The sequence below is a fragment of the Desulfocapsa sulfexigens DSM 10523 genome (assembly GCF_000341395.1).
In the GTDB taxonomy this organism is placed as follows: Bacteria; Desulfobacterota; Desulfobulbia; order Desulfobulbales; family Desulfocapsaceae; genus Desulfocapsa; species Desulfocapsa sulfexigens.
In genome coordinates this window covers 854,999-871,446 of sequence record NC_020304.1, presented here as the reverse complement: position 1 = coordinate 871,446, position 16,448 = coordinate 854,999, and the positions used below count along the sequence as shown (strand labels likewise).

Sequence of the window (16,448 nt, the reverse complement as noted above, 5' to 3'; positions counted from 1 at the left end):
GAATACTCACCTGTAGCCCATTCAGTATGAAATTATCAGCTTATTTTTGTCTTTTCCGAGCCTGTGAGCATATTGCCCAAACTGGGTGATGGGAATATTCACCGAACCGGGGATGAAGGCGTGGCGGTAGATCATTTCGTCAAGGGCATTGACGAGAAGAAAGTCCGTTTTTCCATCCTTTCTGTCCTGAAGCAGCTGCATCAATTGAGAGGTGGTGAAAATTTCAAAGCGTTCGAGCGCATAAGAGTTTGTTGGGAGAAAAAGAAAAATGCCAAGGACAAACGGAATGATTTTTCTCATAAACATGGTTCCTTAGTAAACCAGAAAATCGAGAACAGATCGTGAATGATTATTTATGATGTTATCATAATTGGCTTGGATGAACAAATTTAAAACGTATCGGACTGCGGAGGGTTTTTGGTGAAATAATGCGTGGCTGAAGACACGTTGGCAGAAAATTGTACAAGATTACAGCATTGTAATGTTCCGGTAATATTCCGGTAATGTTTCTGTGGTATTCTTTAGTCCTGATAAGAAGATACCCTCATTCCGTTAAAAGGAGTCTCCATGAACGAGCAAAATAGATCTGTTAATCCGGTTTCATCTGCATCTCTTCCACCCCAATCAGTACGGCAGGAAGGATATACCTCCATTCAGGCTATCAATGAATCCGTTGTTGCGAGCTCTTCCTGGGTTGGTCTGTTGCGTCGGGAGATGGCTAAATCCATAATTGGCCAGGAGCACCTGGTGGAACGTCTCCTTGTGGGATTGCTTACTGGAGGACATATCCTGCTGGAGGGATTACCGGGGCTTGCCAAGACACTGGCGGTAAAAACCCTCGCTATGGTTATACATACGGATTTTCAGCGTATCCAGTTTACTCCGGATATGCTGCCCGCCGATATTATAGGGACTCAGATATATAATCCTAAGGATACGCTTTTTGAGGTCAAGCAGGGACCAATATTCTCGTCGCTTATTCTTGCTGATGAGATCAATAGGGCTCCTGCCAAAGTGCAGTCTGCCATGCTTGAAGCCATGCAGGAAAAACAGGTGACTATTGGAGACGAGACCTTTCGTCTGCCAGAGCTTTTTCTGGTACTTGCCACCCAGAATCCCATTGAGCAGGAGGGGACCTATCCATTGCCCGAAGCACAGGTAGACAGGTTTATGATGAAGGTTATTGTGGATTATCCATCCATGACTCAGGAGCGTATGATCCTTGACGCCGTTGATCATACTGATTCTGTTGTTGTGGTTAATCCTGTCGTCGGACCGGATGATATTCTTGCTTCACGCAGGGTGGTAGATAGCATTTATATGGATGACAAAATAAAAGATTATATTGTTTCGCTCGTCTGTGCCACCCGTGATCCCAGAAGTTTCAAGCTTGATCTTCACGACTATATAGAAACCGGAGCCTCACCCCGGGCGACCATTAATTTGAAAACCGTTTCCCGGGCCCTGGCCTTTTTGGCCGGACGGGGATACGTAACACCCGATGATGTGAAATCTGCCGCCATGGATGTGATGCGACATCGTATTCGTATCAGTTATGAGGCCGAGGCCGAGGCGATAACAACAGAGGATATTATCCGAAAAATTCTTGATACCGTTCCTGTCCCATAGGGTTGATATGGAAGAGCAAATCACCAGGGAAATTCTGAAGAAGGTTCGTCAGGTAGAGGTTCGAACCAGCAGGCTGGTCAACGATACTCTAGCTGGAAGCTACCAGTCCGTTTTTAAGGGACGAGGTATGAATTTTGACGAGGTCCGGGAATATGTGCCGGGAGATGAAATTCGAACCATTGACTGGAATGTTACGGCACGAACAGGGGTACCCCATATCAAAAAGTTTACCGAAGAGCGGGAACTCACCATTATGCTGCTGATTGATATTTCCGGTTCAGGAGATTTTGGTTCCGCTGCAAGTTCTAAACGGGAAGTTATGGCTGAGATCGGCTCAGTGCTTGCCTTCTCGGCTGTTCGTAATAATGACAAAGTTGGTCTGATTCTTTTCTCAGATTTTGTGGAGCTGTATATCCCGCCCAAAAAAGGACGATCACATATCCTCAGACTTATTCGGGAGATCCTCTTCTTTCAGCCCCAGGGCCGGAAAACAGACCTGATTGTTCCCCTTGATTTTGTAAATGAAGTTGCCAGGCGTAAATGTGTCACCTTTCTTATTTCAGATTTCTGTCTACCCGGTGATTTCGAAAAGGCCTTAACAGCTCTGCAGCCGAAACTGCAGGTGAGTAACCGTCGCCATGATTTAATCGCCATGATTATTTCGGATCCGCGTGAGCATACCCTCCCCGATGTGGGCTGGCTCACCATTGAAGATGCTGAGAGTGGAGTTCAGGTAGAACTCGACACCTCTGACCCTTCTGTGCGTCGAGGCTATGCGGAGCTTGCAGCCGACAGAAGAAAAACACTCAATAAAGCTATTCGCTCGGCGGGTGTCGATCTTCTCGATCTCTCCACTGACCAGTCCTATGTGCCGCCACTGTTGAATTTCTTTGGCAACAGAAGAAGGAGGCTCAGCAGATGAATCAGGAACAGTTGCAACTTCGTGATATCCACCCTCCCTTACCGTTACCTGAAGATCCGAACTATCTGCTGTTCGCTCTAGTAATACTCGTTTTTTTGATTATGGCAGCCCTGTTCTTCTGGTTTTTTCGTCTGCGAAAGAAGGCTGTTATTCTCCCTTCTGCCCATGAAACGGCACTGGAGGACCTCAAGCGGGCCAGGAGCAGAATGAATGGCGAGGAGGCCCTGTCATATGCCCAGGAAGTCTCTGATATTTTACGGCGCTATATTGAAAATCGTTTTCACATTCAAACGACCAGACAAACCACGAAAGAGTTTTTCGGTCATCTTACAGACAATCTTGGAGTCAGGCAGATAACATTTTCGGAGAAACATCGTAACAGTCTGCGGGAATGTCTTAATCAGTGCGATATGGCGAAATTTGCCCGTTGTACCCCGGATCTGAATGGTATGAAAAAAATGGAAACAGCGATAGGGGATTTTATCGAATCCACCCGCGAAACCAGGGACGGAGGCAGGTAGGACTATGCGATTTTTACACCCGGAATTTCTCTGGCTTCTCGCCCTCCTGCCTCTGCTCGCCATTCTACGTGGGAGAAGAAGTGCTGCACCCGCACTTGTTTTTTCCTCCACCTCCATTGCTGCTGTTTTAGCAGAAGGACGGAAAACAGGGCCGGGGGGGATAATCGCTGCGCTTCGCCTTCTGGGCCTGGGGTTTCTTATCCTTGCCTTCGCGCGTCCCCAGCTCGGGAATACCACCACTGAAATTGAAGCAAGCGGCATTGATATTCTGCTGGCGGTTGATGTTTCGGGTTCCATGGAGGCACTGGATTTCACCTTGAAAGGAAAGTCTGCCAACAGGCTTGATGTCGTGAAATCGGTTATGCACACCTTTATTATGGAGCGGCCCAATGATCGTATTGGGCTGCTTGCCTTCAGTGGCCGTCCCTATATGGTGAGTCCTCTTACACTGGATCATGACTGGCTGGTACAGCGTCTGGATTCTTTGTCCATAGGGATGATTGAGGACGGTACTGCGATTGGTTCGGCCATTGGCAGCGGACTGAACCGTCTCCGTGATCGTGATGCCAAGTCGCGCATCATGATTCTCCTCACCGATGGGATGAACAACGCCGGTACGGTCCCACCTCTTGTTGCAGCTGAGGCCGCTGAAACACTTGGGATCAAGGTCTATACCATTGGTGCCGGAACAAGAGGCGAGGCTCCAATGCCTGTAAAAGACCGGTTTGGGCGAAAACGTCTTATGCGGGTCAGGGTTGATATCGATGATGAAACGTTGGGGCAGGTTGCTGAAATGACAGGGGGACGTTATTTTCGGGCTACCGACACAAAATCTCTGGAGAAGGTCTATCAAGAGATAAATACCATGGAAACCACTACCCGAAACATCAAGAAATTTGAAAATTACCGGGAGCTTTACTCCTGGTTTGTCTTTGCTGCCCTATTTTTTCTGGGAATTGAGATTATGCTTGGGAGGAGGCGCCTGCCATGAGTGAAATGATCACATTTGGTGCTCCTTTCTGGTTTTCTGTTGGGGCAGTAACTCTTATCATCCTTATTTTTTTGTATAGGAAAATCGCTCAGAAAAGACAAAAACAGCTGCAGAAGTTTGCAGCTCCACACTTGCTTGGAAAATTGTGCGCTAATGTTTCTCTTGAGCGACGTCTCTTGAAAAGAATCCTCCTTCTTACGGCGATTGGCTGCTGTTTTATAGCACTTGCCAGACCGCAGTACGGTTTTAAATGGATAGATGTGAAGCGAAAGGGTATTGATATTTTGTTTGCTGTGGATACCTCAAAAAGCATGTTGGCAGAGGATGTCAGTCCTAATCGTCTCAAACGGGCAAAATTTGCCATTCTGGATTTTGTGAGCCAGCTGGAAGGGGACAGGGTGGGAATCCTGCCCTTTGCGGGGTCAGCCTTTCTGATGTGTCCCATGACCATTGATTACAGTGCCTTTGAAAGTTCTCTTGAGGCAATTGATACCACGATCATCCCCAGGGGCGGGACCGATTTGGCGGCAGCAATCGTTGAAGCGGAAACAGTCCTTTCAAACGAAGCGAACCATAAGATACTGGTGTTGATTACCGATGGTGAAAATCTTCAGGGAGATGTCTTAAAAGCTGCAGAGGCTGCAGCAGAAAAGGGTATGACCATCTACACCGTTGGCGTTGGCAGCAGTGAGGGAGAACTGATACCCTTTATGGAGAATGGCAGGAGTGGTTTTGTTAAGGACGAGTCGGGGAATTTTATCACCTCACGCCTTGATGAAACCATGCTTGGGCAAATTGCAGAGCTGTCAGGGGGACTGTATGTGCCGCTTGGAAACAGTGGTGAAGGATTGCAGACCATATACCAGAAGAAGTTATCTCTTATCCCTAAGGAAAAGCTTGCGGAAAAACGACATAAGGTTGCTTTGGAACGATTCGTGTGGCCTCTGGGTGTTGCCATTGCTTTACTCATGATCGAGTTTCTGCTTGGAGGAAGAAAATCCGCCCGTAGCCTGCGACTTCCCTTTATAAAAACGGCAGGACGTCGAAGAAAACAGGAGGCTGCGGCTGTTCTGGTGCTACTTTTTGGACTGGGGACTCTGGCATGGGTGGAGGATGCTGAGGCGTCAAAGGGAGAAGATGCTTACGCCTCAGGAGATTTTCTTACGTCTTCAACGTTCTACGATGAACAGTTGCAGGAGTCTCCAAATGATGCCAGGTTACACTACAATTACGGAACTGCAGCGTATAAAAATAATATGTTTGAGGATGCGGCCAAGGCATTCACCGAAGCACTGAAAAGTGATGATCTCGAGCTTCAGAAGGAGGCATATTATAATCGGGGTAATGCCCTGTTCCAGAGAGGCAAAGAAACGCTGCAGACTGACCCTCAACACAGCATTCAAATGTGGAGTGAGGCCGTGGCGTCCTTCGATGGTGCCCTTCAGCTGGATTCTACGCATGATGACGCCCATTATAATCTTGAGCTTGTAAAGAAGAAGCTTGAGGAACTCAAAAAACAGCAGGAACAGCAGGATCAGGAAAAGAAAGATCAGGATCAAAACTCAGACGACAATAAAGAGCAGCAGGAGCAGAAGCAGGATCAGGATCAGGGCCAGCAAAGCGAGGATGAGGATTCCTCTGAAAACGATTCCGGAGACCAGGAATCACAGGAGAGTGGGCAGGAGCAGCGGAATGATTCAGATTCTGCAAAGGAAGATGAAGGTGACGAGACGGGGCAGGATCAACAGGATACCTCTGCTGCCGGAGAAGAACAGCAGGAAGAAAATAAGGATGCCGCAGAAGAGGATGCAGCCAGGGACAAAGAGCAGCAGGAAGCGACAGCAAGGGCTCAGGAACGAAGAAGTCAGGGGAAAATGACGGAAGAAGAAGCTAAACAGCTCTTGAATAGTTTAAAAGATGAGACGGGTGAGTTGAATTTTGTTCCAGGGGCCATTTCCAATGGTACCAGGGATCAGAAAATATCAAAGGATTGGTAATGAAGAGTAGAGACAATTTTTCATATAATAGAATAATGAAAGTGCCTGGCTTCATCAAGGGGCTCCTGAGAAGAGTGCCGGTTCACCCTTCATCAACAGCGTTAGGTACTGTATTGTTTCTTTTATTGACGCTGCCAGTTGTTCAATCTGCATATGCTGAGGTGGAGGTGACGGCATCATTGAATGTTTCCAGCTTCCCACTGGATCGCGCCGCGGCACTCACCATTTCTGTGACAGGAGCACGGTCGTCAGAGCCGCAGATGCCTGAAGTTGAAGGACTTCGTTTTTATCAACGGGGTCAGTCCACTCAGATGAATCTGATTAACGGTGCCTATTCGGCATCTGTCTCAACTCTGTTTCATGTGGAGGCATTTCGTGAGGGTGATTTTACCATTCCCGCCATAAAGGTTGTGACAGGTGAGGGAACCGTGATGACCCGCCCGATCACTTTTACAGTAACAGCTCCACAGGCTGCGACGGTGCAGCCACAGACGTCGGGTGGCTCTTCTTCTGCCAGGCTTCGCTCCGGAGAGTCCGATAAAGTAGCTTTTCTTCGGGTATTACCTGTTAAAGAAAAAAGTTACAGCGGTGAGATTGTTCCGGTGCAGATAAAAGTATATTTTCGTGACACTATTAAGGCGAATCTTAACAGTTTGCCGCAGTTGCAGGGGGACGGCTTTGTGCTTCAGCAGCTGGAACGTGAGCCGGAGCAGACCAGGGAACTTGTAAATGACAGTCGCTACAACGTGCTATCGTGGCAGTCGGCCTTGTCAGGGATTAAAGAGGGTGTTCATCAGCTGAGTGTGGATATTGCTGCAACCCTTCTTCTCCCGGAACAACGAACCAGTCCTTTTGGTGGCCATGATCCATTTTTTAATAATTTCTTTTCTTCCTACAGCGAAAAAGAGGTGACCATTGCAAGCCCTCCACTCAGCCTGACCGTACTTCCTCTGCCGCTGGATGGTAAACCGGAAGGGTTTAGTGGTGCTATTGGAGATTTCAATCTGGATGTCACTGCAAGCCCACTTACGGTGGCACCCGGCGATCCCATTACTCTTACCATGACCATAAGTGGTCAGGGGAATTTTGATCGGGTTCAGGTGCCGAAACTGGCTACTGAAGAGGGTTGGAAGACCTACACGCCATCCTCAGAGTTTTTAAAGGATGGTGGGCCCGGCCATGGAAAGAAGATTTTTGAGCAGGCGCTCGTTGCAAAAGATCAGAACCTGCAACAAATTCCGGCCATCAGATTCAGCTATTTTGATCCGCTTAGCACCACATATAAGACCCTGATTGCAGATCCTGTTCCTCTGAATATCCAGGAGAGGGAAACGGAGGAGGCGCCATCTGTAGCTGTAAAAGTAGACAAGGATCAGGGAAAAGAGGAGATGAAACCTGCAGAGGCCGAGCAGGAGGTTGTTCCGCCGCTGAATGGTCTGGCTCCCCTGCAATTGACTCCCGGAGAATTGAATCAGGAATTGACGCCTCTGTTTGCAAGAAAATGGTTTCAGGTTCTGGCCGGGTTGTTGCTTCTCCTGCTCCTGGTAGTATTGGTGTTGAAACTAAGGGCGGCGCGATATGCGGGGAATGCACGACTGCAAAGGGAGCAGGCCATGAAACATCTGCTTCTGTTACGTGTCCAGGAAATCGAACAGGCCCTTGCGGTCAATGACTCAAGGGGGTTCCTGGCCGCCTGTCGCAGAGCTATTCAGGAGCAACTTGGCCTTGTCTGGGAAATGGAGGCGGGGGCAATTACCTATGCCGACCTGGAGAAACGACTTTCCACCGATTCACCTCTTTTGCCAATATTCAGGGCTGCAGATGAAAGTGCCTATGGTGGGCAGGAGTTAAATCCTCAGGAGATGCAGGGTATTGTGAGTGAATTGAAAAAGGAACTGGAAGGGCTGAGATGACAGACTTTTTACAGAAGATTGTATGTGGGGTCTGTTTTTTTCTCCTGACTTCATCACAGCTGCTGTGGGCGGTTGAAGAAGATACCCAGGTACAGTTTCAGAATGCTGCAGCAGCGTACAGCAGGGGTGATTACCAGATGGCGATTCAGCTTTTTGAATCATTAACGGGGGGGGGAGTATCAGCACCACTTTACTATAATCTGGCAAACAGTTACGCTCAGGCCGGCCAGAGTGGCAGGGCTATTCTTAACTATGAGCGGGCATTGCGGCTGGCACCCGGAGACTCCGATAGTCGTGGAAATCTTGAACTCGTTCGCAAAAACAGCGGGTTGTTTCAGGAAGAGCAGTCTTTTATACAGCGCTTTGTCTCTTTTATCGGCCTGAATCAGTGGCTGGGGCTCACGGTAACAGCTTTTGTACTTTTTTGGGTGGTTCTGCTGGTACCGATCTTTCCTTCATATAAACGAACGACTCGCTACGGGCTTGCTGCAGCCTGTCTGGTTGTCATGGTAGTGGCTACTGTTGGAGCTGCCGGACAATATCAACATTGGCAGGATGGGGTCGTTGTGGTATCGGATGCACGACTTCGGGTGTCACCTTTTGAGTCTGCTGCTTCAATTGGTACCATTCAGGAAGGGCGAATGGTCCATCCTGAAAGGGTACACAATAACTATGTCCTTGTCGTCGACGAAGCTGGACGCAGTGGCTGGTTGGCAGCCGAGGCTTTTGAGTTTATTGCCACTCCTTCAACTTTCCACTGATAAATTCAATTACCTTGCGGTGAGCTTCTTTTCCTTTGTCTTCAACGGTAATTGGTGGGCCAAAGCAAAAATGGGTTGAAATTTCCGGGCGGATTCGCCCCAGATCCTTAATGATCTTACCGTTTGTCCAGGCATCGGTCTTCAGGGCGAGGGGGAGTACCGGAACCCCAGCCTTCAAGGCAAGTTTGACTCCGATGGTGTTAAACTGTTTTGGATCAAAATCTGTCCCCCTGGTGGTTTGTGGAAAAACAGCGACGGATATGCCCTGTTGCAGTCGTTTTTGTCCCTCACTGAGTACTTTTTTCAAGTCCTCCCGGGCATTTTTCCTGCTGAGGGCAATGGGGTTCCGTGACCGCATCACGTGTTTAAACACCGGGTACTCCATCAGGCTCTCTTTGATGATAAAAGTCATGGGTCTTTCCTGAACCACGATAGCTGGAACAATAACCGTATCCATCATGCTGACATGGTTACCTACAATGACGCAGGGAGAGTCAAGGCCCCGCAGGTATTCAACACCGGCTATCGATACCTGCAGTCCTGTCCGTTCCAGGGCCCGTAGGACTTTGTAGCTTGATTGACACCATGCTGCATTGTCATAATTCCCCTGTTTTGCTTTTCTGCTGGAAAAATAGACGTTAGCCAGAAAACTCATATAGAATGAGAATGACGGAAAGAGCTTCCCCCAGAAAGAAGTTGCATTCGCTGGGGTATGATAGCGGTTGTTGGTATATATTAGCTGTTCCATGGTATATTATCAGAGGAATGGTTTAGTATGCTTACAGCATAATTTCTTGTTTTTTACAAAGAAAATATATTGATAAGGTACTTTCACTCTCTGCCCTTAAGGGGCTGCTGAATTGAGTACAGGCTAACTTGCCGTTTAACGGTATTTGAATTTGTCCGTGTTTGGTTGTAAGAATACAATGAACAAAGAATGAGAACAAGAAGAATACGTAGCGTATATTCACCATATTATGATTGAGCAGAAGACACAGGTTGAGAGGAGGCGACAATTTCTTTCTTCTTTTTTTAAGGGGATCGTTTCTTCATCCATTGCTGTCAAGCTGGCCTCTATTATCACTACTGTCATTATCATCGGAATGGGACTTCTGAGTCTTCTTATTCTTGGGAATCAGAGCCTTGTGTTTGATCAGCAGGCAGATGCTTACGCAGCAGCATTGGGTGATCAATTGGCCATTGCCGCTGTCGAGCCTGTTCTGGCAGACGACCGTCAGGCCGTGGATCAACTCACTTCCAACCTCGTGTACAATGAGGGCATAGAAGGTGTCGCCATATATACAGATCAGTCAGCCCTCCTTTCTGGTATCGGAATTATTCCCTCTGTAAACCCTGCCAGCATACATGACGGTCAACCCATGTACTGGTCAGTTGGAGAGGAAGACCCTGTTGACCTTAGTTCTTACGTCAGTAATATCACTTTTCGGGATTTGACAGTTGGGTACTGCGTTATTACATTCGATCGTTCCTTTATGGGGGCGGCCTATGGGAATACTCTGCAGACCATTATGCTTATAACAGCTCTTATGCTCAGTCTTGGGATCGTTGTTGCGGTCCTGATTGGAAGAAGGCTGTCCCGTCCTGTTCAGCAGCTTGTCGATGGGACCCAGGAAATATCCCAGGGAAATTATCAGTTTCGCTTTGAAGAGTGTCGTAAGGATGAGTTGGGGCAGCTTATGGGGTCCCTGAACACCATGACAGAGGGGCTTTCCAGGAAGAAACACGTGGAGCAGACCTTTTCGCGCCATGTTTCACCCGATGTGGCATCCACTCTGATGGATGATACGGAAAACCGTCTTGGTGGCAGCCATGTAGAGGCAACGGTATTGTATGCAGATATAGCAGGCTTCACCAGTTTGAGTGAAAAATTAGACCCGGAATCTTTGAACCGGCTCCTCAATGACTATTTTACCCTTATTGATCAGATTGCCAGAGATCATAAGGGGCACATTGATAAATATATTGGAGATTGTGCTATGATCCTCTTTGGGGCACCCATTGAGGATAGGGAACACGGTTTGAATGGGGTGCATTGCGGTATTGAAATACAACGGATGATCACAGAGTTTAACAGGCAGCGCTGCGACCAGGGGCTGATTACAGTGGAGTTCAGCGTTGCTGTTAATTCCGGCACTATGCTTGCGGGGAATATTGGATCAGAAAGACGTATGGAGTATACAGTAATAGGTGATGCCGTAAACCTTGCTGCCAGGCTCTCATCCATTGCAGCAGGCGGTGAGATACTTGTAACCCGGGAACTGCACGATTCCCTTTCGCTGGCCATTCTGTATCAAACTAGTCTGGCCCAAACTATTCGACTACGGGGAAAGGCGGCTCCTTCGGAAATCTGGAAAGTTGAGGCTCAATCGAAACAGGTAGTTTCCATGGAATTTGCCAAAATGAACCATTCTGGCATGGTTCATTAATGTTATCATGAACTCTTTCGTCTTCCTCCTTTTAGCGTTGTTCCTTCAAAGTTGTACCCATTTGGTATTCCTTGATCCTAAAATTGACCGTCTCACCCTTCTTGATGAGTACCAGGCAGGGCAGGAATTTGGCAAGGCTCTCAGCCTTATAGCGGATACTCCAGAAGAGTATCCACATGCCCTGGAAATTGAGAAAAGACGGAGGCTGATCCTTGATGAACTGCGGGCCTATGAAAAATCTGTTATTTCCACCGCCCTGAAGCAGGAGCGAAAAAACGAATGGCCTGCCGCTAAACTTACGTATAGTCAGGCACTGCAAAAGAGTGGAGAGTCTAAAACCCTGGAGTCTGCGCAGCAGAACATGCTCCTCCGTTTTCAGAAAAAATTAGATAACCTGGAGTATGAGGAGTTGATTATTACGGGAGAATGGCTGCAAAAGAAGCTGCCTCTTTTGGAGGACCTTCATGCCAGTAGCCCGAATGATCTGGTTGTTCAATGGAAATATTCCCGTACTAAAAATGATGCGAGGGAAATTGCTTTGCAGTTGCTGCATCTTGGCGAACAGATGCTTGCGGAAAACAACCTTGCAATGGCGCGTCGCATTGTTCCGCTGGTTGTGGAGTTGTATCCCGGTCCAGAGGCAGACTCTCAGATGGATCGTCTGGATAAACAGATCCGGAAGAGAGCGATTGAGAAGCAGAAGGACAGAAAAAAAGTTGCTATAAGGAAAGATAAGAAGAGTATGGAATCTTTTAATAAGGCAATGGCTTTTGGAAAGTTGGCCGAGGCTCGTCAACACCTCTCTCGGTTGACAGCAGGTGCTCAGAAAACTGTGGCGGTGGAACTTATGCAGGAGCGTCTGCATCGTGAGATCAGCGAATATGTTGAGGAAGAATTGTCCGTTGGGGACTCTTTTTATCGTGCAGGGGATTACGAACAGGCTATACGAGCGTGGGAAAACATTATAGCGCTAGAACCCGAGAATGAAACAGTAAAAAGTAAACTGAAACGAGCAGAAACGATTGTTGAGAAATTACATTCTTTACGGAAACGTCAGATAGAGGGAGCTGGAGGAGAGAAGAACAGTTCAATGTAGCCATTTCTTTCGTAACCAGCTGGCGACAGATGAATAGGCAAGAGCATAGAGTACACAGAGAGACAACACCAGAAAGAAGACAAGCGGTGACCAGGGACGAATACTTTTCATGGGCTGTAATAGTAGTGCTATCACTGTTCCGTGGATCAGCCAGATTGGTGCGGAGTGATTGCCCAGGAATGCGAGTGATCGTAATCTGTGGTGATGCAGGAGAAGAACCATGGCGTAAATCAGCAGGGGGCCCAGAATGAAATCGGCCCTGGTTCTGATAAGAGTGCGTTGAAAGATATTTAATCCTTCCTTTGAAAGAATTCCAAGAGCCGAGCTGATATCGATCAGATAATAGCGAAAACAGAAGATTGCTCCAATAAGGCCAAGGGCAATGCCGTATCGCAACAGGGAACGGCCCATTGTTTTTATCGAGCCACGAAGGATGGTTTCAAAAAGACCCGAAGCTGCAAGGCAAAACCCTGTAAAAAAGTAAAACTGATTGAACCAGAGGAGGTTCAGGGGAAATGGTTCGTACATAATGGCAGAGAGGTCGAGCCTGGCGATCTGGTCCGCAAAAAAACTGAAGCCGCTTTCGGGAGACAACAGATAGACAAAGGATGAAAGTAATGCCAGATATAGCCAGGAAAACCTTCTCACAAAATGGACAGCCAGAGGTGTGAGAAGAAGGAGTTCAACGTAGATAATGAAAAACCACCAGGAGCCGTTAATGGCTATATTGGTGCCAAGAAATGTTTCAGCGGCATGTCGTCTTGACAGCAGTACCCAGGAGCCGTTTACAAAGAAGTACAGGAGCACTGTTATTACCACCGTAACAATATAGATGGTGTAAATAGCTCGCAGGCGGCGGAAGGTGCTTTTCCAAAGGTGCTGGTCGGAGCGGGAAGCCTGCCAGAGACCATAGCCACTAACAAAGAAAAAAAGCGGGATGCAGAGCTTACTTACCGAGGAGATGAAAAACTCAATACCACCCCAGCGATTCCCTATAATGCTGGTGAACCAGGGTTTGTTGGAGGGAAAAAGAAAGAGGTGATGCAGAATCAACATGATAATGGCTGCCCCTTTGATATGGGCGGCCTGCTCTTTCCCGAAGAGTGGCGTGTCTTTTTGTGTTTGCACTGTCTCTATTGCTGGTTCCTGTATTCACACATTTCTTCTGTGTCTCACAAACGATTATTTCACTGAAATATAGTTTCCAAATTCTTCAAAAACCGATTTCATGGGGATTGCAAATCCGATCCCTTCGGTATCCCGAATGATCATGGTGTTCACACCGAGTACTTTTCCGGCTTCATCCACTAAGGGGCCGCCACTGTTGCCGGGATTTATCGGAGCATCGGTCTGGATGAAAAATTCTCCGTTATAGTTTCTGTAGCCGGAGATGACCCCCGATGTCACGGTATGTCTCAGGCCGTGGGGATTGCCCACGGTATAGACCTTCTGCCCCTGGTCTCTTTGGCTGCGCGATATGGAGAGATAGGGGGATGAATAGGCGTCAATGGATATGAGAGCCAGGTCGTGGCGCTCACTGATGGTGACGGAATTCACCGGCCAGGTACTGCCATCGATGAGGATAACTTCAACGTCGTTGGTTGGTGAAGCCGTCTCTATAGTGGAGATCTGGTCCAGTAACTGCTGATGCAGTGCACTGTACTTTGCATATTCCTGTTCCCGGGCTCTGATATCTTCTTTGAGCTGCTGGCGCATCCCTTCGTCGCCTATCCGTGAAACTTGACTCTTGAGATATTCTATTCTTTTTCTCTCACCATCCAGAAGTTTTGCCCCCTTCTCTGCATTATCATTGAGCGCATTAATATCTTTTTCCTGCATCTGGAGTACATGTTTATTGGTAATGATCAGTCCATTGTTTGAGACAAAAAAACCGGTACCGCTTCCCCAGCTGGTTTTGATAAAGACCGTGGCGTTACGTGCTTTTTCTATGGCAGTCGTGGCAGGATGTTTTTCGTGCAGTTGTGCGGCCAGTCCTTCTAGTGATGTATGCCTGTTGTTTTGCTGTGGCACTTGTGGCATTGATTCTTGTCCTGTGACCACCGTATCCTGAATTTTTTCGCTGACTTCCTGTTGTTGTGGAAATGCTTCGGTAAAATCAGCAGGTGGGACTGCTGTATCGGACCCTTTTCCAAAGTAAAAGAAAGCTCCGCCACCGACCAGCAGTCCAACCATGAGACCAATTACCAGGCTGGAAAGTGATTTTTTCTTTTTCTCATTCTGCTCCTCGCTGGCCAGTTTGACTTCGGCAAGACGCTGCTGCCGTGCCCTGTATTTCTCAAAAATGATGCCGCAGCGTTCACATTCAAGTGTGTTTTTCTGATTATTTCCACAGCTTGGACATTTCATGGTTATACCTCTGGAAAAATAATAGTTGAACAAAATCCTACAGTCATATGATTCATGTTACACTAAACAGCTAGGAGCTACAAATGATGGTGAAGTGGTGGCCTACCCGTCGTTTGTCAAGGTTACTCCTGTAACGCCACGGATTTTCGAAGGTAATAGTCGTAGCTGCCACCATAGAGGCGCATTTCACCATGGTCAATTTCCATGACATGATCGACCAGTGAGTGAAGAAAATGGCGATCATGGCTCACAAGGAGAACAGTGCCGGTGAATTTCTGCAGTTCTTCCAGGAGTATTTCCCGGGATTGCATATCCAGATGGTTGGTGGGTTCATCAAGGATCAGGAAGTTGAGCGGGCGGGCCAGAAGGGTGGCGAGTACAACACGACTCTTTTCACCACCCGAAAGCAGTGATATGCGTTTGTCTGCATCATCCCCCTGAAAGAGAAAGGCGGCGCAGAGATTGCGAATTGTTCCGATATGATCCTGGGGCATCACCTCTTGCAGAGTTTCAAAGACAGTCCTGTTTCCATCGAGGACGTCCATTGAGTGTTGACTGAAATATCCGACTGATACATTAGCACCTAAAGTGATGCTTCCTTCAGTTGCTTGTGTTTCTCCGGCCAGCACTTTCAGAAAGGTGGATTTTCCGGCACCGTTTACTCCGACCACCGCGATCTTTTCCTGGCGCCGGATCATACCGCTCACTCCGCTGAATACATCTTTTTTACCACCATCTTCCAGATCCCATGATTTGCCGAGTTCTTCCATGGCAACCACATCGTCTCCACTGCGAGGAGGTTCTGGAAAGCTGAAACGCATGGTTTTCTGTTCAGGCGGTAATTCGATGCGTTCTATCTTCTCCAGTTTTTTTATACGTGATTGCACCTGGGCGGCATGGGAGACCCGTGCTGCAAAGCGGGCAATAAAATCTTCTTCTTTGGCCAGCATCTCCTGTTGTCTGCGATAGCTGGCGAGAAGGTTTTTACGCCGAATTTCCCGTTCCTGGAGATAAAAGTCGTAGTTCCCTCCATAGGTTGTTGCCGTTTTGTTGGAAACTTCTACGATGCGGCTGACAATAGAGTTCATAAAGGTTCGATCATGGCTTGTCATGAGCAATGCACCCTTGAAATCATCTTTGAGCCACCCCTCAAGCCACAGGATGGATTCGATGTCAAGATGATTGGTGGGTTCATCGAGGAGGAGGACATCGGGGTTGATGGTAAGAATTTTAGCAAGGGCAATGCGCATTTTCCAGCCACCACTGAAGGATTCAACCGGACGATTAAAATCATCCGGCCCGATGCCAAGCCCGGTGAGGACAGATTTAGCACGGGTTTCAAGGTCATAACCGCCCCGGTGTTCAAATTCTTCTTGAGCATCTCCGTACCGCTCAAGCAGTGCGGTCAGCTCGTCATCGGCCATGGGTACCGCCATGGCTGTTTCCATCTCTGCAATTTCTTCGGCAAGTGCCATCACTTCGGCCACGGCAGACATGGTTTCTTCCAGTGCCGAGCGTCCGGCCATCTCTCCTGTTTCCTGGGAAAAATAGCCGAGTACTGTTTTCTTTGAGCAGGATATTTCGCCACTATCGACCTCTTCTTCGCCAGTTATCAGGCGGAATATAGTACTTTTTCCAGCACCATTCGGTCCAACGAGTCCGGTTCGGACCCCCGGCAGGATCTGAAGACTGGATTTGTTCAGGATAATCTGGCTTCCGTATTGTTTGGAGATATTGTTCAAATGGATCATGGAATTCTCGGGATAAAGAAAAACTGTTGTAAGGATGCTTTGTCGGTTAAAGT

Annotated in this window: 14 protein-coding genes; 9 read left to right on the top strand and 5 right to left on the bottom strand. The window is 47.8% G+C overall.

Features of this window, described 5'->3' with window-relative positions; translation table 11 throughout:
• Positions 1-21: 21 nt before the first annotated feature.
• Positions 22-300 carry a rhodanese-like domain-containing protein gene (locus UWK_RS03765; protein ID WP_015403021.1) on the bottom strand — a complete coding sequence of 93 codons (279 nt, stop codon included), beginning with the start codon at positions 298-300 and terminating at the stop codon, positions 22-24.
• Positions 301-567: 267 nt separating this feature from the next.
• Between UWK_RS03765 and UWK_RS03760 the strand changes: the two genes are divergently transcribed.
• From UWK_RS03760 to UWK_RS03730, 7 genes are read left to right on the top strand one after another with little or no spacing between them, the layout of a single operon-like run.
• The gene (locus tag UWK_RS03760) at positions 568-1,629 is read left to right on the top strand and encodes an AAA family ATPase (protein WP_015403020.1); all 1,062 of its coding nucleotides are present in this window, start codon (positions 568-570) and stop codon (positions 1,627-1,629) included.
• A gap of 7 nt (positions 1,630-1,636) precedes the next feature.
• On the top strand, positions 1,637-2,551 hold the full coding sequence (locus UWK_RS03755; protein WP_015403019.1) for a DUF58 domain-containing protein: 915 nt from the start codon (positions 1,637-1,639) through the stop codon (positions 2,549-2,551).
• Positions 2,548-3,072, top strand: coding sequence for a DUF4381 family protein (locus UWK_RS03750; RefSeq protein WP_015403018.1), 525 nt, complete (start codon positions 2,548-2,550; stop codon positions 3,070-3,072). Before UWK_RS03755 ends, UWK_RS03750 begins: the two co-directional genes overlap by 4 nt.
• 4 nt (positions 3,073-3,076) lie before the next feature.
• The gene (locus UWK_RS03745) at positions 3,077-4,063 is read left to right on the top strand and encodes a VWA domain-containing protein (RefSeq protein WP_015403017.1); all 987 of its coding nucleotides are present in this window, start codon (positions 3,077-3,079) and stop codon (positions 4,061-4,063) included.
• On the top strand, positions 4,060-6,060 hold the full coding sequence (locus tag UWK_RS18160; protein WP_015403016.1) for a VWA domain-containing protein: 2,001 nt from the start codon (positions 4,060-4,062) through the stop codon (positions 6,058-6,060). The genes UWK_RS03745 and UWK_RS18160 overlap by 4 nt, the downstream gene beginning before the upstream one ends.
• Positions 6,060-7,973, top strand: a complete 1,914-nt coding sequence (locus UWK_RS03735) for a BatD family protein (RefSeq protein ID WP_015403015.1) — start codon at positions 6,060-6,062, stop codon at positions 7,971-7,973. Before UWK_RS18160 ends, UWK_RS03735 begins: the two co-directional genes overlap by 1 nt.
• Complete coding sequence (locus tag UWK_RS03730; protein ID WP_015403014.1) at positions 7,970-8,734, top strand: tetratricopeptide repeat protein; 765 nt, start codon at positions 7,970-7,972, stop codon at positions 8,732-8,734. The genes UWK_RS03735 and UWK_RS03730 overlap by 4 nt, the downstream gene beginning before the upstream one ends.
• Here UWK_RS03730 and UWK_RS03725 read toward each other — a convergent pair.
• A complete protein-coding gene (locus tag UWK_RS03725; RefSeq protein ID WP_015403013.1) occupies positions 8,706-9,482 on the bottom strand; it encodes a lysophospholipid acyltransferase family protein in 777 nt (258 codons plus the stop codon). The two genes, UWK_RS03730 and UWK_RS03725, sit on opposite strands and share 29 nt — an antisense overlap.
• A gap of 229 nt (positions 9,483-9,711) precedes the next feature.
• On the opposite strand from UWK_RS03725, the gene UWK_RS03720 reads away from it, so the two are divergent.
• Complete coding sequence (locus tag UWK_RS03720) at positions 9,712-11,181, top strand: adenylate/guanylate cyclase domain-containing protein (RefSeq protein ID WP_015403012.1); 1,470 nt, start codon at positions 9,712-9,714, stop codon at positions 11,179-11,181.
• A gap of 7 nt (positions 11,182-11,188) precedes the next feature.
• Positions 11,189-12,277: a tetratricopeptide repeat protein gene (locus UWK_RS03715; protein WP_015403011.1), complete on the top strand. Its 1,089-nt coding sequence runs from the start codon at positions 11,189-11,191 to the stop codon at positions 12,275-12,277.
• Here the strand turns inward: UWK_RS03715 and UWK_RS03710 are convergent.
• The 3 genes from UWK_RS03710 to UWK_RS03700 all read right to left on the bottom strand — a co-directional run bounded on the left by UWK_RS03710 (position 12,269) and on the right by UWK_RS03700 (position 16,395).
• Complete coding sequence (locus UWK_RS03710; protein WP_015403010.1) at positions 12,269-13,405, bottom strand: acyltransferase family protein; 1,137 nt, start codon at positions 13,403-13,405, stop codon at positions 12,269-12,271. The two genes, UWK_RS03715 and UWK_RS03710, sit on opposite strands and share 9 nt — an antisense overlap.
• Positions 13,406-13,459: 54 nt before the next feature.
• Positions 13,460-14,644 carry a trypsin-like peptidase domain-containing protein gene (locus UWK_RS03705; RefSeq protein WP_015403009.1) on the bottom strand — a complete coding sequence of 395 codons (1,185 nt, stop codon included), beginning with the start codon at positions 14,642-14,644 and terminating at the stop codon, positions 13,460-13,462.
• A gap of 122 nt (positions 14,645-14,766) precedes the next feature.
• The gene (locus tag UWK_RS03700) at positions 14,767-16,395 is read right to left on the bottom strand and encodes an ABC-F family ATP-binding cassette domain-containing protein (RefSeq protein WP_015403008.1); all 1,629 of its coding nucleotides are present in this window, start codon (positions 16,393-16,395) and stop codon (positions 14,767-14,769) included.
• Between the last annotated feature and the right edge of the window lie 53 nt (positions 16,396-16,448).

Excerpts from the sequence above, each read along its gene's own strand:
- UWK_RS03745 (WP_015403017.1), top strand. The coding sequence starts at position 3,077 with ATGCGATTTTTACACCCGGAATTTCTCTGGCTTCTCGCCCTCCTGCCT.
- UWK_RS18160 (WP_015403016.1), top strand. The coding sequence starts at position 4,060 with ATGAGTGAAATGATCACATTTGGTGCTCCTTTCTGGTTTTCTGTTGGG.
- UWK_RS03735 (WP_015403015.1), top strand. The coding sequence starts at position 6,060 with ATGAAGAGTAGAGACAATTTTTCATATAATAGAATAATGAAAGTGCCT.
- UWK_RS03730 (WP_015403014.1), top strand. The coding sequence starts at position 7,970 with ATGACAGACTTTTTACAGAAGATTGTATGTGGGGTCTGTTTTTTTCTC.
- UWK_RS03750 (WP_015403018.1), top strand. The coding sequence starts at position 2,548 with ATGAATCAGGAACAGTTGCAACTTCGTGATATCCACCCTCCCTTACCG.
- UWK_RS03720 (WP_015403012.1), top strand. The coding sequence starts at position 9,712 with ATGATTGAGCAGAAGACACAGGTTGAGAGGAGGCGACAATTTCTTTCT.
- UWK_RS03755 (WP_015403019.1), top strand. The coding sequence starts at position 1,637 with ATGGAAGAGCAAATCACCAGGGAAATTCTGAAGAAGGTTCGTCAGGTA.
- UWK_RS03760 (WP_015403020.1), top strand. The coding sequence starts at position 568 with ATGAACGAGCAAAATAGATCTGTTAATCCGGTTTCATCTGCATCTCTT.
- UWK_RS03765 (WP_015403021.1), bottom strand. The coding sequence starts at position 300 with ATGAGAAAAATCATTCCGTTTGTCCTTGGCATTTTTCTTTTTCTCCCA.
- UWK_RS03715 (WP_015403011.1), top strand. The coding sequence starts at position 11,189 with ATGAACTCTTTCGTCTTCCTCCTTTTAGCGTTGTTCCTTCAAAGTTGT.
- UWK_RS03725 (WP_015403013.1), bottom strand. The coding sequence starts at position 9,482 with ATGGAACAGCTAATATATACCAACAACCGCTATCATACCCCAGCGAAT.
- UWK_RS03700 (WP_015403008.1), bottom strand. The coding sequence starts at position 16,395 with ATGATCCATTTGAACAATATCTCCAAACAATACGGAAGCCAGATTATC.
- UWK_RS03705 (WP_015403009.1), bottom strand. The coding sequence starts at position 14,644 with ATGAAATGTCCAAGCTGTGGAAATAATCAGAAAAACACACTTGAATGT.